At 65.0% G+C, this 20,158-nt stretch carries 17 protein-coding genes; 2 read left to right on the top strand and 15 right to left on the bottom strand.

From position 1 onward, the window contains the following. Window positions 1-33: 33 nt before the first annotated feature. Window positions 34-699, bottom strand: a complete 666-nt coding sequence (locus QFZ65_RS06890; RefSeq protein ID WP_306909268.1) for a TetR/AcrR family transcriptional regulator — start codon at window positions 697-699, stop codon at window positions 34-36. A 103-nt stretch (window positions 700-802) separates the two neighbouring features. On the opposite strand from QFZ65_RS06890, the gene galE reads away from it, so the two are divergent. Further along, a complete protein-coding gene (gene galE / locus QFZ65_RS06885) occupies window positions 803-1,816 on the top strand; it encodes a UDP-glucose 4-epimerase GalE (protein WP_306909266.1) in 1,014 nt (337 codons plus the stop codon). Window positions 1,817-1,927: 111 nt separating this feature from the next. Here the strand turns inward: galE and QFZ65_RS06880 are convergent, their stop codons facing one another. From QFZ65_RS06880 to fdxA, 3 genes are all read right to left on the bottom strand, one after another. Continuing rightward, complete coding sequence (locus tag QFZ65_RS06880; RefSeq protein WP_306909264.1) at window positions 1,928-3,211, bottom strand: citrate synthase; 1,284 nt, start codon at window positions 3,209-3,211, stop codon at window positions 1,928-1,930. A 268-nt stretch (window positions 3,212-3,479) separates the two neighbouring features. Further along, complete coding sequence (dapC, locus tag QFZ65_RS06875; RefSeq protein ID WP_306909263.1) at window positions 3,480-4,628, bottom strand: succinyldiaminopimelate transaminase; 1,149 nt, start codon at window positions 4,626-4,628, stop codon at window positions 3,480-3,482. 13 nt (window positions 4,629-4,641) lie between these two features. Next, window positions 4,642-4,968, bottom strand: coding sequence for a ferredoxin (gene fdxA, locus QFZ65_RS06870; protein ID WP_306909261.1), 327 nt, complete (start codon window positions 4,966-4,968; stop codon window positions 4,642-4,644). Between the two features lie 167 nt (window positions 4,969-5,135). On the opposite strand from fdxA, the gene QFZ65_RS06865 reads away from it, so the two are divergent. After that, window positions 5,136-5,378 (top strand): hypothetical protein, encoded by a 243-nt coding sequence (locus QFZ65_RS06865; protein ID WP_306909259.1) that lies wholly within the window; start codon window positions 5,136-5,138, stop codon window positions 5,376-5,378. A 300-nt stretch (window positions 5,379-5,678) separates the two neighbouring features. On the opposite strand, the gene QFZ65_RS06860 is transcribed toward QFZ65_RS06865, so the two are convergent. From QFZ65_RS06860 to QFZ65_RS06810, 11 genes are all read right to left on the bottom strand, one after another. Beyond that, complete coding sequence (locus QFZ65_RS06860; RefSeq protein WP_306909257.1) at window positions 5,679-6,488, bottom strand: type IV toxin-antitoxin system AbiEi family antitoxin domain-containing protein; 810 nt, start codon at window positions 6,486-6,488, stop codon at window positions 5,679-5,681. A 312-nt stretch (window positions 6,489-6,800) separates the two neighbouring features. Further along, on the bottom strand, window positions 6,801-7,133 hold the full coding sequence (locus tag QFZ65_RS06855; protein WP_306909255.1) for a hypothetical protein: 333 nt from the start codon (window positions 7,131-7,133) through the stop codon (window positions 6,801-6,803). Between the two features lie 79 nt (window positions 7,134-7,212). After that, entirely contained in the window at window positions 7,213-9,141 is a 1,929-nt protein-coding gene (gene typA / locus QFZ65_RS06850) for a translational GTPase TypA (RefSeq protein ID WP_306909253.1), read from the bottom strand. Between the two features lie 300 nt (window positions 9,142-9,441). After that, the gene (locus QFZ65_RS06845; protein ID WP_306909250.1) at window positions 9,442-11,157 is read right to left on the bottom strand and encodes an ABC transporter ATP-binding protein; all 1,716 of its coding nucleotides are present in this window, start codon (window positions 11,155-11,157) and stop codon (window positions 9,442-9,444) included. An 11-nt stretch (window positions 11,158-11,168) separates the two neighbouring features. After that, window positions 11,169-12,152: an ABC transporter permease gene (locus QFZ65_RS06840; protein ID WP_306912516.1), complete on the bottom strand. Its 984-nt coding sequence runs from the start codon at window positions 12,150-12,152 to the stop codon at window positions 11,169-11,171. Further along, window positions 12,149-13,078 carry an ABC transporter permease gene (locus tag QFZ65_RS06835; RefSeq protein WP_306909248.1) on the bottom strand — a complete coding sequence of 310 codons (930 nt, stop codon included), beginning with the start codon at window positions 13,076-13,078 and terminating at the stop codon, window positions 12,149-12,151. Before QFZ65_RS06835 ends, QFZ65_RS06840 begins: the two co-directional genes overlap by 4 nt. A 215-nt stretch (window positions 13,079-13,293) precedes the next feature. Beyond that, window positions 13,294-14,937: an ABC transporter substrate-binding protein gene (locus tag QFZ65_RS06830; protein WP_306909246.1), complete on the bottom strand. Its 1,644-nt coding sequence runs from the start codon at window positions 14,935-14,937 to the stop codon at window positions 13,294-13,296. A gap of 275 nt (window positions 14,938-15,212) precedes the next feature. Continuing rightward, window positions 15,213-16,961, bottom strand: coding sequence for an ABC transporter family substrate-binding protein (locus QFZ65_RS06825; RefSeq protein ID WP_306909244.1), 1,749 nt, complete (start codon window positions 16,959-16,961; stop codon window positions 15,213-15,215). 203 nt (window positions 16,962-17,164) lie between these two features. Beyond that, window positions 17,165-18,148, bottom strand: a complete 984-nt coding sequence (locus tag QFZ65_RS06820) for a lipid kinase (RefSeq protein WP_306909242.1) — start codon at window positions 18,146-18,148, stop codon at window positions 17,165-17,167. Window positions 18,149-18,205: 57 nt separating this feature from the next. Further along, window positions 18,206-19,189 (bottom strand): DUF808 domain-containing protein, encoded by a 984-nt coding sequence (locus tag QFZ65_RS06815; RefSeq protein WP_306909240.1) that lies wholly within the window; start codon window positions 19,187-19,189, stop codon window positions 18,206-18,208. Between the two features lie 329 nt (window positions 19,190-19,518). Then, the gene (locus QFZ65_RS06810; protein ID WP_306909239.1) at window positions 19,519-19,959 is read right to left on the bottom strand and encodes an SRPBCC domain-containing protein; all 441 of its coding nucleotides are present in this window, start codon (window positions 19,957-19,959) and stop codon (window positions 19,519-19,521) included. Window positions 19,960-20,158: the final 199 nt, after the last annotated feature.

Below are 20,158 nucleotides of genomic sequence, written 5' to 3'. Positions count from 1 at the left end.
GGCAAGACGTACTATCCCAGTGTATTCCTCACGCTAACGCAGGTTAATGGCGGGAACCCGGCCGGTGAGTCCCGACAGGTGGGCGTCCAGCACGTCCCTGCACATCTGGGCGGTCATCCATTCGGGCTGGAGCAGCGCGTGCATGGTGAGCCCGTCCAGGGTGGCGAGCAGCCTTTCGGCTTCAGTGACGAGCCCTTGCCGGTCCGGACCCGGGGGGCCGGGCTGCCCCGCGCCGTCGCCGTCACCTCCGGAAAGTTCCATCACGATCCGGCCCATGACCGCTGCCACGGCGCGGTGGCTGCGGTCGGCCTCCGGGGCCAGGAACGGCTTCGTCCTGGCGGCATTCTTGAAGGCCATCCACACGCAGGCGTCGACGGCCCGCTCCTCATCCAGCGGCAGGAGCTCGCCCAGCAGGGCCACGACGGCTTCGTAGTGCTCTTCCGTGCCCGGCCGCAGCGCTTCGAGCCGGTCATCCGCGGCAGTAAGCCTGCCGACGATCCGGTCCACCACGGCACCGAAGGCGTGCGCGAGCAGTTCCTCGCTGCTCGCGAAGTAGTGCCGGACCGATCCGACGGCGAGTTCGGCCTCGTCGGCAACTTCCCGGAGCGACGCCCGCTCCAGCCCGTCGGCTGCAATAATCCGGAAGACCGCTTCGACCACTTCCTGGCGCCGCAAAGCGGCGTCGACAAATTTCGGCACTCGTCTTTTTTAGCACGGATGTGCCCGTACGACGGCGGGGCGCACCGGCTCCGGCCGGGCCAGCCTCCGCGGGCGGGTTCGGCGGTGGGATAGCCTAAGACTCATGAAAATTCTGGTTACTGGCGGCACCGGCTACATCGGTTCGCACACCGTGCTGTCCCTGCAGGAGGCCGGCCATGAGGTCGTGGTCATCGACAATCTGGTGAACTCCAGCGAGGAGTCGCTGCGCCGTGTTGCGGAACTGAGCGGCACCGCGGCTGCGTTCCACCGCGTGGACCTCGTGGACGAGCCCGGCGTCGACGCCGTCTTTGCCGAGCACGCGATCGATGCCGTGATCCACTTCGCCGGGCTCAAGGCCGTCGGTGAGTCTGTCCGGGAACCCCTGCGGTATTACCACAACAACCTCACGGGCACCCTGAACCTGCTCCGCGCGATGGACCGGCACGACGTCCGGTCGATCGTTTTCAGCTCTTCCGCCACCGTTTACGGCGAGCACAACCCCAGCCCGTACGTGGAAAAGATGGAGATCGGCGCGAACAACCCGTACGGCCGGACCAAGGAGCAGATCGAGGACATCCTCGCCGACCTCGGCGCCGCCGACGAGCGGTGGCACATCGCACTGCTGCGCTACTTCAACCCGGTCGGCGCGCACCCTTCGGGGCGGATCGGCGAGGACCCGCAGGGCATCCCCAACAACCTCGTCCCGTTCATTGCCCAGGTCGCCGTCGGCCGGCGGGAAAAGCTGATGGTCTTCGGCGGCGACTACGACACCCCGGACGGCACCTGCCAGCGCGACTACATCCACGTGGTGGACCTCGCCGAAGGCCACGTCGCCGCCCTTAACCACATCGCCGGCCGCCCCGGAGTGCGCCGCTGGAACCTCGGCTCCGGCCACGGCTCCTCCGTGCTGGAAGTACTCCACGCCTTCGAAAAGGCCGCGGGCAAACCCATCCCGTACGAGATCACGGACCGCCGCGCCGGCGACCTGCCCGCGTTCTGGGCCGACGCCTCCGCGGCGCTGGCGGACCTGGGCTGGTCCACCACCAAGACGGTGGACGAGATGTGCGAGGACCACTGGCGCTGGCAGAAGAACAACCCGGAGGGCTACAACGCCTGACCGCTTGACCGCTTAAACCTGGACAGTACGACGCCGGCCGCGCTCCTCACGAGGGGCGCGGCCGGCGTCGTACTGCTGTGGTGTCTGTGAACCTGTTGTGCTAGCGAACCGCTACACCGAGGGGTAGTTGCGCTCCGCCTCACCGATGTACAGCTGCCGGGGGCGGCCGATCTTGGTGTTGGGGTCGCCGATCATCTCGCGCCACTGCGCGATCCAGCCCGGCAGGCGTCCGATGGCGAACAGCACCGTGAACATCTTCTCGGGGAAGCCCATCGCCTTGTAGATCAGCCCCGTGTAGAAGTCCACGTTCGGGTAGAGCTTGCGCTGGATGAAGTAGTCATCATTCAGGGCTTTCTCCTCCAGGCGCATGGCAATGTCGAGCAGTTCGTCGTTGCCGCCAAGCTTGCTGAGGATCTCGTGGGCGGTCGCCTTGACGATCTTGGCCCGCGGGTCGTAGTTCTTGTAGACGCGGTGCCCGAAGCCCATGAGGCGGACGCCGTCTTCCTTGTTCTTGACCTTCTCCATGTAGTCCTCGGGCTTCGTGCCGTCGGCCTGGATCTGGCGCAGCATCTTCAGCACGGCCTCGTTGGCTCCGCCGTGGGCGGGACCGAAGAGGGCGTTGATGCCCGCTGAGACGGATGCGAAGAGGTTGGCGTTGGAGGAGCCGACCAGCCGGACGGTGGAGGTGGAGCAGTTCTGCTCGTGGTCCGCGTGCAGAATGAGCAGCAGGTCCAGTGCCTTCGCGACAACGGGATCCACCTCGTACTGCTCCGCCGGCAGGCCGAAGCTCAGCCGCAGGAAGTTCTCCACGAGGTTCTGGGAGTTGTCCGGGTACAGCATGGGCTGGCCGATGGACTTCTTCAGGGCGTAGGCGGCGATGACCGGCATCTTTGCCAGCAGCCGGTACGTGGAGACCTCGACGTGCTCGGCGTTGAACGGGTCCAGCGAGTCCTGGTAGAAGGTCGAGAGCGCCGACACGGCCGAGGACAGCACGGGCATCGGGTGCGCGTCCCGGGGGAAGCCGCTGAAGAAGCCCTTGAGTTCTTCGTGCAGCAGGGTGTGGTGGCGGATCCGCTGGTCGAAGGCTTCCAGCTCAGTCGGTGTCGGCAGGTTGCCGTAGATCAGCAGGTAGGAGACTTCCAGGAAGCTGGAGTGCTCGGCGAGCTGCTCGATCGGGTAACCGCGGTAACGCAGGATGCCGGCGTCGCCGTCGATGTAGGTGATGGCGGACGTGGTAGCCGCGGTGTTCATGAAACCGGGGTCGAAGGCGACGGCGCCGGTCTGCTTCAGCAGCTTGGAAATGTCGTAGCCTTCATTTCCTTCTACAACCTTGATGCGCGGGAGTTCAAGCTCGCCTGCTGCATGGCGCAGGGTCGCGCTGGTGGTCTCAGTCATGGAGTCTCCTCATGAGGCGTCGGGGCCTCTGTAGAAAGCCGGTCCAACTTCTGGTGAAGCCGCCCAGCGGGACCCGCCCGGAGACGGATTCCAACGGCTACGCTGCCTTCTTGTGGAAAGCCACCATTGATAGTCAGTTAAAAACTACATTCAGTTCGCGGGTGGCACTAATCCAAGGCCCTCCGGAAAGGCCGAAAATGCGCCGGTTGTGGCACGTGTCACACATTGTTACGGTCTTGGTGTCACGGTCCGGTACTTCGGCCCGCTATCACGGTCCGGTGGCCAGTCGTGCCGCCGCCGCGTCGATCCGTTCGTCGGTGGCGGTCAGCGCCACCCGGATGAACCCGTTGCCGGCGTCACCGTAGAAGACCCCGGGACCGACGACGATCCCCCGGTCCGCAAGCCGGCTCACCGTGAGCCAGGTGTCCTCCCCGGCGGTGGCCCACAGGTAGAGCCCGGCCCGGGATTCGTGGATGGTCAGTCCGAAGCGCTCCAGCGCCGGTACGATCCGTTCGCGGCGGCCGCGGTACAGATCCTTCTGGTTCTGGACGTGGGCATCGTCGCCCAGGGCGACGCGCATGGCCTCCTGAACCGGGTAGGGCACGATCATGCCCGCGTGTTTGCGGCTGTTCACGAGGTTCGCCATGATGCCCGGGTCGCCGGCGATGAACGCCGCACGGTATCCGGCCACGTTGGACTGCTTGCTAAGGGAGTAGACCGCCAGCAGGCCCTCGTGCGAGCCATCTGCTACTTCGTGATTGAGGATGCTGGGTACCGGCGATCCGCCGCGCTGGACATCCCATTCGCCCCAGCCCAGTTCGGCGTAGCACTCGTCCGAGGCCACCACGGCCCCGATGTCACGTGCCTGCGCCACGATGCGCCGGAGCGATGCGGTGTCCCGCACGCTGCCGGTGGGGTTGGCCGGCGAATTGACCCAGACCAGGCGGACGCGGGCCCGGGTCGCGGCGTCGAGCTCATCGAGGTCATCCGCAGCGATGTGCTCGGCGCCGGCAAACGCGGCGCCGATGTCGTAGGTGGGGTAGGCGACGGTGGGCCGCACGACGACGTCGCCCGGTTTCAGACCCAGCAGGAACGGCAGCCACGCCACCAGTTCCTTGGACCCCACCGTGGGCATGATGTGCTGCGGATCGAGGCCGGGCACGCCGCGGCGGCGCTCAAACCAGGCCGCTATTGCCTCCCGGAGGGCCGCCGTACCGTGGACCGTGGGGTAGCCCGGGGCGTTGGCCGCGGCACGGAGCGCCTCCTGCACCACCTCCGGTGTCGGGTCCACGGGCGTGCCGATGGAAAGGTTGGCGACTCCCCCGGAGTGTTCGGCTGCCCTGGCGAGGTACGGCTTCATCGCCTCCCAGGGATAATCGGGCAGGCTGAGGCCGAAACTGCGCAGCGCGGATGTCACGGAAGCGCCGCCCCTAGCTCTCTTGGTTCTGTAGCGGCAGGGCCGCAATCATCGGGTGGTCCGTGTGCGTGTTGCCGATCTTCGCGGCCCCGCCCGGAGACCCGAGTTCGTCGAAGAACTCAACGTTGGCCTTGTAGTAGTCCGCCCATTCCTCAGGAGTGTCGTCCTCGTAGTAAATCGCCTCCACGGGGCAGACCGGCTCACACGCACCGCAGTCCACGCACTCGTCGGGGTGGATGTACAGCGAACGCTCACCTTCATAGATGCAATCGACGGGGCATTCTTCAATACATGCCTTGTCCTTGACATCTACACACGGCTGCGCGATTACGTACGTCACGTCCCTTGCCTCTCCACGTTGGGTCCGGCGACCGGCCGGATGGTGCTCCCGGCCTGAGCGCCGGGCTGCTGACTTCTGAGCCTATTATCTCCCAGTGGGTCACCGCGAACCTAGCCGGGCGTCACAGAGGCCCGTCCGGGTTGGCGGGCTGGCCCTAGTATGAACTGGTGAGTCCGCCGATCCCCCCGCAGCAGCAGTTCCTTTCCGACGCCCCGCTTGGCACCCGCGTCGTGGTCAGGTACAGGATTGAGGATGGCCTGACGGATGCGCTCGGCGAGCTCGTGGGACGGGGCGACGGGGACTGCACGGTCCGCACCCGGCGCTCGGACGTGGTGATACCGCTGGCCCTTGTCGTGGCCGCGAAGGAAGTCCCGCCGGCCCCGCCGCGCCGCAACCCGAAGCATCCCTGATCTCGGGGCTGGCTTGGGGTGCTCCTCCTGACCGATGGACATGCTCTCCGCTGCGCCGGGAAACTGGACATGCCCCCACCCACCAAGCCCGACCGATGGACATGCGCTCCCCTGCGCCGGGGAACTGGACAAGTAGGCATTATGTCCATCGGTGCGTGCGGAATCCGGGCATGCCCATTGGTCAGGGGCACTAGCGCGGGACATGTCCATGCTTTGCGGCGAAAGTTGGTCATCTGGCGTGGAGCCCAGGCCTACAGGAGGGCCCGTCGAGTACGTGGCGAGGACTGGAACCCGGTCAGCTTATGCGGCCGTTGAGAGCCTGTTCAGGGCATCCCGGACCATGGCGATAAACTCATCTGGCCGGTTGCGAAGCAAAGGATAGCTGACGACCAGCGTCGGGATGCCCCGCCGGGTTGTCATGTTCCAGCGCCGCCGGTCTTCCTCGAAGCTCGCCTTGTCCATGTGGAATCCCGCACCATCGGTTTCGATGCCGAGCCTGCCATCCACCATCAGATCAAGGTGGCCCATTCCGGGCACATTGACCTGGGACTCCACGTGGAACCCGGCCTTCCTGAGGAGGTATCTGGCCAGACATTCGATGATGGACTGGGATTGCGGGACGATACCGGCGACAATCCGACGCTCCCGTACATCGTTCCGGCCCGACAGACGTTGCCGCAACGCTGCAATCGGCACGCCTTTCAACACCACGGCTGACTCAGCTATGACGAGACCGTCGAGCTCCGGGAGACAGCGAAGGCTTTGAATGACAGTGTCGAGGATTGTTGGCGGCACTGCCGACCGATGGCACACATACCCCGGATAACTGCGACTGTGCGTGAGGGCTACATGCGGCTGCAAGGGTGGCTCAAGGACCCAAAGCCCCTGTAGCTGCGCCTTCGTGACGCACGCCGGCTCGGCTGGCAACGACCGGATGGCGATGAGTTGCTCGTCGGCGCCGGGGACAGCGTAGACGCCCCGGGCGACCCGCGAAACAGCTCCACTGGCCAGGGCGGCCTTCAGCTGGAAGTGTGAGACCCCAGCGGCAGCAAGGTGTTTGGCGCGAGCTACGCGGTCGTATTTCGGAAGCACTTCGGAGATCTTGGCCATGGGGACATGGTGGCTCGTCAGACTTCGACGGGTACAGCGGCCGCTTTCAGTATGTGCACAAGCGGACGCCACAAGCTGAGGGCACCAAGAATGGGCATGTCCCGCGCTCCCGCAACGAAGAATGAGCATGTCCCGTGGTCAGCCTTGGGCACGCCCAGTGGCACGCCTGAGCGATGGACATAGTGTCACTATGTCCATCGGTAATCACCAAGAATGAGCATGTCCCCCGGCCCCGGCACCAAGAATGAGCATGTCCCACGGCGACGCAACGAAGAATGAGCATGTCCCCTGAGCACACAGGGGGCCCTGGGGCTACGCTGGCGAGGGGCGGTACCGCCGGCACCAGGCCAGCATTACTAGGGTCACTGCCGCGCTTCCGAAGACCCAGAGATTGCCCGGGACATCGCCGATCACCAGGCGCTTGCCGTTCTCCACCGTGGACCACCAGCCCGTGAGGATGTAGCAGAGGACCCCGCAGGCGGCCGTCGGGAGGATGGAGCGGAAAGCGGCCCCGAGCCACAGCTGGGCGGAACCGAGCAGTGCCAGCGCGGCAATGGCTCCCCAGGGAAGCTCCGTACCGGCCAGCACCAGGCCCTGACGGTGCAGGGCGGTGCCCGCGGTGGCAACAAAAAGAGCTGCCGGCACGGCGGCGGCCCAGGCCGCCTGCCGTACCGGCAGCTCTCTTATTCACAAGTACCCGTTGCCGAGGCTAGGGACGGTGCTGCTAGGCCTTGGCGCGGGCGCGGTTGGACTTGGCGCGCTGGTTGGCGTCCAGGATGACCTTCCGGATGCGGATGGAATCCGGGGTGACCTCGACGCACTCGTCTTCACGGGCGAATTCGAGGGACTCCTCGAGAGTCAGGTCGCGCGGCGGCGTCAGGTTCTCGAAGGTGTCGGAGGAAGCGGCACGCATGTTGGTGAGCTTCTTTTCCTTGGTGATGTTGACGTCCATGTCGTCGGCGCGGGAGTTCTCGCCGACGATCTGGCCTTCGTAAACCTCGGAGGTGGGGCGAACGAAGAAGGAACCGCGCTCCTGCAGGTTGATCATGGCGAACGGCGTTACAACGCCGGCGCGGTCGGCGATCATCGAGCCGTTGGTGCGGTACTCAATCGGGCCGGCCCAGGGCTCGTAGCCCTCGGAGATGGAGGCTGCGATGCCGGCGCCGCGGGTGTCCGTGAGGAACTTGGTGCGGAAACCGATCAGGCCACGGGCCGGGACGATGAACTCCATGCGGCACCAGCCGGTGCCGTGGTTCGCCATGTTGGTCATGCGGCCCTTGCGGGCTGCCATGAGCTGCGTGACGGCGCCGAGGTACTCTTCCGGGACGTCGATGGTCATGTGCTCCATCGGCTCGTGGACCTTGCCGTCGATGGTCTTGGTGACAACCTGCGGCTTGCCGACGGTGAGCTCGAAGCCTTCACGGCGCATCTGCTCGACCAGGATGGCCAGGGCGAGCTCGCCGCGGCCCTGGACTTCCCAGGCATCCGGACGCTCGGTGGGGAGCACCTTGATGGAGACGTTACCGATCAGTTCCTTGTCCAGGCGGTCCTTCACCTGGCGGGCGGTGACCTTGGCGCCCTTGACCTTGCCGGCCAGCGGCGAGGTGTTGATACCGATGGTCATGGAGATCGCGGGGTCATCCACCGTGATCAGCGGCAGCGGCTGCGGGTTCTCGGCGTCGGTCAGGGTCTCACCGATGGTGATTTCCTCGATGCCGGCGACGGCGACGATCTCGCCGGGGCCTGCGGACTCGGCCGGGACGCGGTCCAGGGCCTTGGTGGCGAGCAGTTCGGTGATCTTGACGTTCTTCAGCTCGCCGTTGGCACGTGCCCAGGCGACGGTCTGGCCCTTGCGCAGGGTGCCGTTGTAGATGCGCAGCAGCGCGAGGCGGCCCAGGAACGGGGAGGCGTCGAGGTTGGTGACGTGGGCCTGCAGGACACCGTCCGGGTTGTAGGTCGGTGCCGGGATGTGCTCGATGATGGCCTTGAACAGCGGCTCGAGGTCCTCGTTCTCCGGAGCGGTGCCGTCGGCCGGCTGCTCGAGGGACGCGCGGCCGACCTTGGCTGCGGCGTAGACGACGGGAACGTTGAGGATCTTGTCCAGGTCCAGGTCCGGAACCTCGTCGGCGAGGTCGGACGCCAGGCCCAGGAGCAGGTCCATGGACTCGTGAACGACTTCTTCGATCCGCGCGTCGGGGCGGTCGGTCTTGTTGACCAGGAGGATTACCGGCAGGTGCGCGGCCAGGGCCTTGCGCAGCACGAAGCGGGTCTGGGGCAGCGGGCCCTCGGAGGCGTCAACGAGGAGGACAACGCCGTCAACCATGGACAGGCCGCGCTCGACCTCGCCGCCGAAGTCGGCGTGGCCGGGGGTGTCGATGACGTTGATGGTGATGGTCTCGCCCTGGGAGGACGGTCCGTTGTAGGCCACCGTCGTGTTCTTGGCCAGAATGGTGATGCCCTTTTCGCGCTCCAGGTCACCAGAGTCCATGACCCGGTCTTCGAGGTGGTTGTGCTCGGCAAAGGAGTTGGTCTGCTTGAGCATGGCGTCGACCAGAGTGGTCTTGCCGTGGTCAACGTGGGCCACGATCGCGACGTTGCGCAGGTCACTGCGCGATGCAGTGGCTACCGCAGTGTTGGTGGTGGTTTCAGACATGCGTTATTGCTCGATTCAGTGGTGAAGTCAGCTGTTGTATCGCGACATTTCCAACCGGAACGCACGACATAGAAGTCCCTTTGCACAGGGCACCTTCTACAAGTCTAAACGCTAGGGCATTTATTGGCCTAAAATGCCCGATTGCCGGCGGAGCGGTGGCACGGGCAGATGGGCCGGATCCGGCGGTGGAGTATGAGCAATCTCACTCCGGCAAAACGCCGGAAGCCGGCACCGGCCCGGAGGGCAGGTGCCGGCTTCCGTCTCACGCTGTGAGGTGAGGGCCGACGTCCGACGGCCCGGTCAGGCGACTTCCGGCGGCAGCATCAGCTGGGCGCCGGGAATGGCGTTGAGCAGTGCCTTCGTGTAGTCCTGCTGCGGCGAATCGAAGACCTCGTCCGTGGATCCGGTCTCGACCAGCCTGCCTTTCTCCATCACGCAGACGTGGTCGGCGATCTGCCGGACCACGGCGAGGTCGTGGGTGATGAACAGGTAGGTCAGGCCGAGGCGGGACTGCAGTTCCGCAAGCAGGTTCAGCACCTGGGCCTGGACCAGGACGTCCAGCGCCGAAACGGCCTCGTCGCAGATGATCACCTCTGGATCCAGTGCAAGGGCCCGCGCGATGGCGACACGCTGGCGCTGGCCGCCGGAGAGTTCGTTCGGGTACCGCTGCATGGTGGACTGCGGCAGCGCGACCTGGTCCAGCAGTTCCCGGACCTTCTTCTCGCGGCTGGCCTTGTCCCCGATCTTGTGGGTCCGGAGCGGCTCCTCGATGGTACGGAAGATGTTGTACATCGGGTCCAGGGAGCCGTAGGGATCCTGGAAGATCGGCTGTACCCGCCGCCGGAACGCGAAGATCTCCTTGCTGTTCAGGGTGGACGTGTCCACCCCGTCGAACACGATCCTTCCGGAGGTGGGCTGCAGCAGGTTCAGCACCATCTGCGCCACGGTCGATTTGCCGGAGCCCGACTCCCCCACGATCGCCGTCGTCGTTCCCCGCCGGACGCTGAAGGAGACGTTGTCCACCGCGGTGAAGTCGGTTGAACGCCCGAAGCCGGAGCGCAGCTTGAACACCTTGCTGAGGTTCTCGATCTGCAGGACCTCTTCGGGAAGCGCCGGCTCCACCACCACGTCAGCGGCCGGGGCCAGCAGCTCGTCGGTTTCGACGCCCTGTTCCTTGGCGACCTGGATACGGCGTGACGCCAGCGACGGCGCGGAGGCGACCAGCCGCTGGGTGTACGGGTGCTGCGGGTTCCGCAGCAGTTCAAGGGACGGCCCGGATTCGACCACCTGGCCGCGGTACATGACCACCACCTTGTCCGCACGCTCGGCAGCGAGGCCGAGGTCGTGGGTGATCAGCAGCACGGCAGTCCCAAGGTCCGTGGTCATCTTGTCCAGGTGGTCGAGGATCTGCCGCTGCACCGTCACGTCCAGCGCCGACGTCGGTTCGTCGGCGATCAGCAGGCGCGGCTGGCAGGACAGCCCGATGGCGATCAGCGCGCGCTGGCGCATGCCGCCGGAGAACTCGTGCGGGTACTGCTTGGCGCGCCTCGCGGCGTCGGGCAGTCCCGCCTGCGACAGGACCGCGGCGACGTCGTCCGGGCCGCTGGGCAACCCGTTGGCCTTCAGCGTCTCGCGGACCTGGTAGCCGATCTTCCACACCGGGTTCAGGTTGGACATCGGGTCCTGCGGGACCATGCCGATGCTGTTGCCGCGCAGTTCGATCATGCGCTTCTCGCCGGCGGAGGAGATGTCCTCGCCGTCGAACAGGATCTGCCCCGCCGAGACGCGGCCGTTCTCCGGCAGCAGCCCGATCGCGGCCAGCGCCGTCGTGGATTTGCCGGAACCGGACTCGCCCACAATGGCGACGGTCTCGCCCGGCATGATGGTCAGGTGCGCGTTCCGCACGGCGTTGACCTCGCCGTTGCTGGTGGCGAAGCTGATCGCGAGGTCCCTGATTTCAAGGAGCGGGCGCTCGGTGGCGTAGCCTGCTTCATGGATTTCAACAGAGGCGTTCATGGCGTTCCCTTTCATCGCTTGCGCGCTTTGGGATCGAGAGCATCGCGGAGGGCATCGCCCAGCATGATGAAGCTCAGGACGGTGATGGAGAGCGCGATGGCCGGATAGAGCAGCGGCATCGGATTGGACCGCAGCGAGGCCTGCGCGGCCTGGATGTCATTGCCCCAGGACATAACGCTGGGCGGCAGCCCGATGCCGAGGAAGGACAGCGTGGATTCGGCCACGATGAACGTGCCCAGGGAGATGGTCGCGACAACGATGATCGGGGCCAGCGAGTTCGGCAGGACGTGGCGCATGAGCGCTCCGAACCGGGAAACCCCGAGGGACCGCGCCGCGGTGACAAAGTCGGCGTTGCGGACCTCGATGACGGCCCCTCGCGTGATGCGGGCAATCTGGGGCCAGCCGAACGTGGCCAGGATCAGCACCAGAGTCCAGGCCGTGCGGTTGGTGCGGAACATCGGAAGCTGCATCACCACGATGGCGCCCAGGATGAGCGGCAGCGCGAAGAAGATGTCGTTGATGCGCGCCAGGACGGCATCCACCCAACCGCCGTAGTAGCCGGCCAGGGCGCCCACGATGCCGCCGAGCACAAGCACTCCAAGGGTGGTGAACAGGCCCACCGTGACCGAGGACCGGGTGCCGAAAATGACGCGGGCGTAGACGTCGCAGCCCTGCTGGGTGAAGCCCAGCGGGTGGCCGTCGGCGGGTCCGCCGTCGGAGTTGGCCAGCTGGCAGGCCTCGGAGGTGGGATCGATCTGGGAGAAGAGCCCGGGGAACAGTGACACCGCCACGACCACGAGGATCAGGAACGCGGAAATCAGGAACAGCGGCTGCTTGCGCAGGTTGCGCCAGGCCTCGCCCCAGAGGCTCAGCGGCGCGTTGCCCTCTTTGACCTTGTCGGTCGCGTGCAGGGGCGTCTCTGAAAAATCTGCGACGAAGTGCTCGATGTGGCGGCGCGCGGGAGCAGCGCTCTGCCTCGAGGGGTTTGTAATCAGGAGTCATAGCGGATCCTCGGGTCAAGCCAGGCGTAGAGCAGGTCAACGAGCAGGTTGGAGAGGCAGTAGATGAGCACCAGTACGGTGACGATCGAGACCACCGTGGGGCCTTCGCCTGAGAGCACAGCCCGGTAGAGCCGGTTCCCGACGCCCGGGACGTTGAAGATGCCCTCGGTGACGATCGCGCCGCCCATCAGCGTTCCCAGGTCCGCACCGAGGAAGGTGATGACGGGGATCAGGGAGTTGCGCAGGATGTGCACCCGGACCACGCGGAAGCGGGACAGGCCCTTGGCCGTGGCGGTGCGCACATAGTCGGCGCTCATGTTCTCGATGACGCTGGTGCGCGTCAGCCTGAGGACGTAGGCGAACGAACCCAGGCCTAGGACGAGCGCGGGAAGGATAAGGTCCTGGACGGTCGCCGCGGAGCTGACGGTCGGTTTGGCCCAGCCGAGCTGGACGCCGATGAAGAACTGCAGCAGGAACCCGAGCACGAAGATCGGGATGCCGATGACGATGAGCGAGGCCACCAGGACCGTGGCGTCGAAGAACTTGCCCTTGCGCAGACCGGCGATGAGGCCGAAGAAGATTCCGAAGACGCCCTCGAAGATGAGGGCCATCAGGGCAAGGCGGGCAGTGACCGGGAAGACTTCGGCGAGTACCGCGGCGATGGGGCGCCCGGAGAAGTCCTGGCCGAGGTCGAAGGTGAAGATGCTCTTGAGGTAGAGCAGGTACTGGATGCCGAACGGCTGGTCCAGGTGGTACTGGGCGCGCAGCTTGGCCGCGACGGCCTCATTGACCGGCTTGTCGCCGAAGAGCGCCACGATGGGGTCGCCGGGGAGGCTGAAGACCAGGAAGTAGACCAGCAGGGTTGCGCCCAGGAAAACGGGGATCAGTTGCAGGAAACGCTTGAGAACGTAGGTCGTCATCAGCGAAGCACGCCCCCGTCACGGGGCATCCTGTCCGGGGATGCGGTGGAGTTGTCCATCAAAGAACCTTTTCATTATGGATGCAGTACGACGCCGGTTCATTCGCCGGGCGACTGCGAAAAGTTCGCCCGGCAAACCGGGCTATAGAAATGTGTTGAGGCAAGACGACGGCGGAGGCCCCAAAGATCTGGGCAGCCCCCGCCGTCGTGGTGTTGTTACTTGCCGGTGACGTTGTAGTACAGCGGAACGCCGTCCCAGCCGTAGTCAACGTTGGTTACCTTGTCGCTCCAGCCGCCCTGGGCGACCTGGTACCACAAGGGGATGGCCGGGAGGTCCTGCAGCAGGATCTCCTGGGCCTTGTTCATGGCCTTGTTGCCCTCGGCAACGGAGGAGGCGCTCAGGCCGTCGGAGACGGCCTTGTCGAACGTCGGGTTGGCGTAATCGGCGTCGTTCGAACCGGCTCCGGTCTTGTAGATCGGGCCGAGGAAGTTGTACAGCGACGGGTAGTCAGCCTGCCAACCGGCGCGGATGGAGCCGGTCAGGGTCTTGGCCGTGGCGTCGTTGCGGGCTTCCTTGAACGTGGCGTAGGGCTTGCCTTCAACCTTGATGCCCAGGGTGTTCTTGAGCTGGTTGACGACGGCTTCGACCCATGCCTTGTGTCCGCCCTTGTCGGCGTTGTACGCGATGTCAAAGGTCTTGGAGGCATCCCACTTCTGGATGGCATCGGCCTTGGCCCAGGCTTCCTTGGCCTTGGCGGCGTCGAACTTCAGGTTCTCGGATCCGGGGATCGAGTCGCTGTAGCCGTCAAGCACGGGAGCCGTGAAATCCTTGGCCGGCTGGCGCGCGCCGCTGAAGATGACCTTGGTGATCTCGTCGCGGTTGATGGCCATGGAGATGGCCTGGCGGCGGAGCTTGCCGGCCTCACCGCTCCATTCCGGCAGGTATTCCGGGATGGCGATGGTCTGGTTGCCGGCGTACGGCTTGTTGATGGTGCGGTCGCCGAGGTCAGACTTGAAGTTCTTCAGCGCGCTGGTCGGGATGGTCTGCAGGATGTCCAGGTTGTTGGACAGCAGGTCCTGGTAGGCGGCGTCGTCGTTCTGGAAGATCTTGAACGTCACGCCGGCGTTCTTGGCCTTGCGCGGGCCGTTGTAATCGGGGTTCGGAACGAGCTGGATCTGCACGTTGTGCTGCCAGCCGCCGTCGGCCAGCTTGTACGGGCCGTTGCCGACCGGCTTCTCGCCGAAGCCCTTCGGGTCAGCAAGTGCACCGGAGGGAACCGGGACGAAGGCGGTGTAGCCAAGACGCAGCGGCCAGTCTGATTCCGGCTGCTTCAGTTCAACGGTGAACGTCTGGTCGTCAACGACCTTCAGGCCGGACATCGTCTCGACGGTGGAACCTTCTGCGCTGGCCTCGTCGTAGCCCTTGATGCTTTCAAAGAAACCGCCGCTGAGCTGGGCGTTTTTGGCTGCTGCGCCGAAGTTCCAGGAATCGACGAAGGTCTTGGCCGTGATGGCCTCGCCGTTCGTGAACTTCTGGTCCTTCTTGATCTTGATGGTGAAGTGCTGGCCGTCTTTGCCCTCGATGGACTCGGCGAGTTCGTTGACCGGCTTGCCGCTGGGGTCGTAGCTGACCAGACCAGCGAAGATCATGTCGATGACCTTGCCGCCGCCAACTTCATTGGTGTCGGCCGGCATCAGGGGCCGCTGGGGCTCGGAGCCGTCTGCGAGGATCACCTTGCTGGTGTCACCGCCGGTGCTGGCGCTGCCCGATGCCGTGCCGCCGCCGGCACCGCATCCGGTCAGGGCGAGGGCGGCGATAGCCACCACGCCCAGTGCTTTGGAAGTGCGCGAGAAACGCATTCCGCCTCCTATGAGTTGTGGGAGTTCGTGAGGGAAAAACTTGTGCTTTCCCGTGGACAGGCGCAGGGGTGTCCCTGTGATCTGGCCTACATAAGGAAGAAGCCTAGCCCCAAAGTGTCCGGATAATGGAACTCTGTTGCCAAACCGTGACCCGGCCGGGGCGTGATCACCGGAGTCAGCCGCACTGTATTGTGAGTCACACGCTACTGGCTGGTAGTATACGTCACGGAAAAGGCAATCTGGTTACGCGGGGTTAACTGGGGGGCGGGCCCCGGTTACTTCTGGGCCCACTCCCAGAAGTTCCACCAGGCGCCGGTCTGGCTGGGCATGAACTTCACGCCGTCCATGCGGTTGTCGTAGGCGATCACTCCGACTGTCCGGTACAGCGGAAGGCCGTAGGCGGAATTCCAGATCTTCTTGTCGATCTGCTGCATCAGGCTGTCCTGCTTGCTGCGTTCGGTCGTGCCGACCAGCTCATCCATCAGCTTGTCGGCGTCGGGGTCGCTGAACCCGTTGAAGTTGGAGCCGCTGCCTGACTTGAAGACCTGCGGAACGCCGGCCACGCCCACCCCGGTGCTGATCCAGCCGAAGATCGCGGCGTCGTAGGTGCCGCCGCCCAGAGCCCCGCCCCAGTCCGAGGCGCCAAGTCCGCCGTCGACGATCCGGAAGCCCGCTTTGCCGGCTGAGTCGCGGATCAGCGAGAAGGCCGCGGCGCGGTTGGGGTTGTCCCTGTTGTACAGGATGCGCACTTCCGGGGTCGCGCCGTCCAGCAGCCGCCGTGCGGCCTCGATGTCCACGTCCTGGTAGGCCGAGGACCCGTTGTCCCGGACGGCGTCGGCGTACGCTGCTTCGTCGGGAAAGAACACCTGCGAATCGAGCGGTGCGGCGTTCGCGTCGAGTGTTTTGACGATCTTGTCGACAATGGCCTTCCGCGGCACCGTTTTCAGGAATGCCTCGCGGATATTCTTGTCCGCGAAGGGGCCGGTGAAGTTCACGTCGAGATGGTCGTAGGCGAGCTGGTTGCCGATGTTGGCCGTGACGCCCTGGCTTTGAAGCGCCGTGAGCTCATCCACCGTGTCGGCGGAGGCCTGCAGGTCGGCGATGTCGGCGTCGTCGTTCTTGAGAGCATCCAACTGGGCCGTAGCGGAGCCGATGTAGCGGACGGTGATCTCGTCCAGCTTGGGTTCGGGGCCCCAGTTGTAGTCCTTGTTCCGGACCAAGGTCAGGGATTGATCCGGAGTGAGGGCCTTGACGATGTACGGGCCGTTGGACAGGAACAGCATCGGATCCGCCGGCAGCGTCTTGGTGTCGAAGCCGGAATTCCAAACGTTGGCCAGAGCCCGGAGCTCGGCGTTGGCCGGTCTCTGCGCCCGGGCGTCACCGCGCGGCGTGTTCTTCAGGAGCTCAACGAGGGCGCGGACGTCCTTCAGCCCTGCCTTGGCGGCGAGGACGTGGGCCGGGATGTCGATCCCGGGTCCGCCCATAGCGACTTCCCAGTCCGCGAAGGGCTTGGAGTATTTCAGGGTCATGGAGCGGTTGTCCGCCCCGAGTTCGGGAAACTCGGTCAGAGCCAGTCCGGTCCGGTCTCCGGCGTAGGAGAAGTAGGACGTTCCCGTCTTGCCTCCGGCGTCGGCGTCGTCGTAGTAGCCGGAGAAGGCGGCCCACTGCAGCAGCAGGTCCGCGGCCGTGACAGGCGTTCCGTCCGACCACTTTACGCCCTCGTTGACGGTGTACCTGACCGTCAGCGGGTCATCCGAGATTTTTTCCATCTTGCCGAACTTTTCGTTGCGTACGACGTTCAGGTTGTTGTCGATGTAAAAAAACCCGGAGTGGGTGGCGTAGCTGATCCTGGCATTGATGTCGGTGTTGCCGTGGCCGGTGTTGGAGTTGAACGTGCTGAACGCGTTAACTTCGGCGACCGTTGCCGATCCGTCCGACACGGTTGGCACTGCGGCAAGCGTGGGCTGCGCCGGCTCGCTGTTGGCAGAGCATGCCCCGAGAGCAAGGGCGAGCGTCGCGGCCATGCCCCATGCCCTAGCAGTGTGACCCCAACGCACTAGGCCTCCTCGTTTCCCGGGTGTGGACCTGCCGCGGGGCGGCCGCCGGGCAGGCGTGCTCCTCCCCCGGTGGCAGGTTGGCTGGTCCCATATGGAATGAAGCCTAACCCGCGCCTGCGCTGAATGGGTCAAAGGCTGGGGTGTTTCACCCGGCTGGAATCCCTAGCCGCTCACGTCCCGGGGCCAACAGGCCCTCGATTGAACGGCCCGCTTGCAACGCCCGGTCCATCGAACGATGCGCTGTTGCTGCTTTGAGGTACGACGACGTGAACTGCGTTGCGCTGGATGGCGAAGTCGGTTGGCGTGATCGTCGCGATCTCACCGTCGAGGTTCACCGACAGCGGCGGCTCGGTGAAGAGCCGGACACGTCGGCTGGTCACGTGGTACACCCGGTCGTGTTCGACGAAGCTTCCGTCCTTGAGCAACCGTGCAATGTTCACGTGCTCCCGGAACGGCGCCGCCAGGATCGCGTAGATGTCAAGAGTGTGATCATCGATCCCGGCCGTCGGGGAGACCGTGTTGCCGCCGCCGTAATGCCGGCCGTTGCCGACGGCCACCTGAAGCAGGTGCTCGAGCGTTATCGGCTCGTGGTCCCCCTCCGGGAAGTCGAGACGGGCTCCGAACGGCTGGTGCCGAGCATAGGCGCGGAGGGTGGCGACGCCGTACGCCAATGGCCCGAGATGCCGCTTGAGCCGGGGACTCAAGGCCTCGGTGACACCCACAGACAGCCCAACGGAAGCGACGTTGAGGAATGGCTGACCGTTGGCCCGGCCAAGGTCGATGTCAACCACCTTTCCGTCTGCGACAGCAGCGCACGCATCGGCCAAATTAACCGGTATCTCAAGCGTGCGGGCAAGGTCGTTGGCGGTGCCCAGCGGAAGAACGCCGAGCACGACGTCGGTGCCAGCAACCCGGCCGGCGGCGCAGCTCACCGTCCCGTCGCCGCCACCGACAACCACCAGGTCATGGCCGTCCGCAACCACCCGGTCGAGCGTCCCGGCCAGCTCTGCACCGAACAGCACGTGGTGCACGGAGGAGATCGGCACGCCTGCCTTTTCCATCGTGTCTACCGCCAGTTCGTGGGCGGCCGCGCCACGGCGTGAACCGGCGTTGATCACCACCGCAGCAGACCGCGCCTCTCGGGCTACCTTCATGTGGGACATGTTAGACCGGTTGAACTGTGGAACCCTTCAGGCCGGTGGCCCCTGCGGCTACGAAGCGGGATCGACGTCGCCCACTTCGTGCACGCTCTTCTTCCTGCCGAACGGCAGCAGTTTTAGCAGCGGGTGCAAGATCATCATGACGGCGAGGCCCCAGGCGGCCCCGAGGACGGCCGAGCACAGGGTCTTCACGAGCCAGGCCAGGAAGCCGCCCACCACCGGGACCACGGCGAAAGGTGTCTCGAGGGCATGGACGAAGTCATATGGCATGTGCCAACCGAGGTCGTATGCGCCCTGCAGCATGATGTGCCCACCAACCCACAGCATGGCAACCGTCCCGATAAGGGTTATCGCTGCCAGCACTGCGGGCATCCCCTTGACAAGCAGTTCACCGAATCGCTGGGAGCCCGGAGAGTCTTTGGAAGCCAGGTGCAGGCCGACGTCGTCCATCTTGACAATGAGTGCGACGGCACCATAAACGAGCACCGTAATCACGAACGCCACGATGACCAGGATGAGCGCCCGGACCCACAAGGACTCATCGGCCACCTCGTTCATCGAGATGACCATGATCTCACAGGACAGGATGAAGTCGGTGGTGATGGCGCCCTTGGCGATCTTCGCCTCCGCTTCGGGGCCGCGTTCGACCGCCGGCGCCTTCTCGTCCGCAGAGTGGTGGCCGCGGAGCTTGTACCAGACCTTCTCTGCGCCCTCGTAGCAGAGGTAGGTGCCGCCCAGCATGAGGATGTAGGGGATGGCTCCCGGGACGAAGGCGCTGACAAGGAGCAGCGCCGGCAGGATGATCAACAGTTTGTTTCGGAGCGAGCCCCAGAAGATCCGCTTGATCATCGGCAGTTCGCGGGACGGGTCCGCCCCGGACACGTACTGCGGGGTGACGGCGGCGTCGTCGATTACGACACCGGTGGCCTTGGCCCCGGCCTTGGCTGCTCCGGCAGCGATGTCGTCCACCGAGGCGGCCGCTATGCGGGCCAAGGCTGCGACGTCGTCCAGCAGGGCGACGAGACCGCCGCTCACGGATCTTCCTCGTACTGCGTGAGGGCGGACGGCTGGGCGTCGATGTCTCGGTCGAGGCGCGTGATTAGCATGCTCGGAGTATATGGTGGCGTGCCGGCAAGGAAGGCGGATCCCGAAAAATGTTGGAGTCACTTTCCTCGGACTGCCATTACACGGAGGAGTCTTTCACTCCCTCGGTTCTTGTCGTTACGCTTGCGGACCAAGGCCACAAAAGCCTTATGTCGGCCTCGTGGAGCACTGTTCGCCGGTTGTTGAGCCGGGTACAGTGTCCGGATTTCCCGGCAGTAGCGGCGTAGCTCACTCCCCCAAGCGTTTCACTTTTCGTCGACCTAGGCCCGCTCTGCCAGCCGCTTAATCGTGACGATCGCCTCCGACCACATGCTGCGCATGTCGTCGGCCCACTCCTCGGGCACCTCGAGTTCGACGACGAGAGATGTCACCCCGCCGGTCTCTCGGAACGAGTAGTTCTCGTGCAGCCCGACGACGGGCCCTTCGCGGTGCTCGACGTCGTTTTCGATATCACCGAGATAGCGGATCGACACGAACTCGTGGGGCCGATTCTCGACGATGGTGCCCAGGAGACCGCTCGCCGTGCCGTCGTCGTTCGGGCCGAGGAAGCGGATCTCGTCGCCCTCATTCCAGCCGCCTTCGTAGGTCGATCCCTCGTGGAAGGCGCCCGTCCATTCGCGGTAGGTGTCAAGGTCGAGCATGACGTTCCAGACGTGCTGCGCGGGAGCGTCGATATCGATGCTGAATCGGAGATTCTCCATGCGCGATTGTAGAACCGAGTCACCCTGGCGCAATAGAAGCCGCGGCACCTTTCCGGGCACCCGTAAGGTCTTACTCCGCCTCAAAACAGAACACTGGTCTCGCACACCTGCCCGTTCGAACCGTCCCTTAAGCCGATCCCTCACCAGACATGCAATATGCACAGGCCGATCAGCTCAGGACTCATGCGCGCGCTTTTCT

Origin of the sequence: Arthrobacter sp. B3I9, from assembly GCF_030816935.1 — a bacterium.
GTDB lineage: Bacteria > Actinomycetota > Actinomycetes > Actinomycetales > Micrococcaceae > Arthrobacter.
Note: the sequence above shows the minus strand (reverse complement) of the source record. Positions and strands in the feature narration are given on the sequence as shown.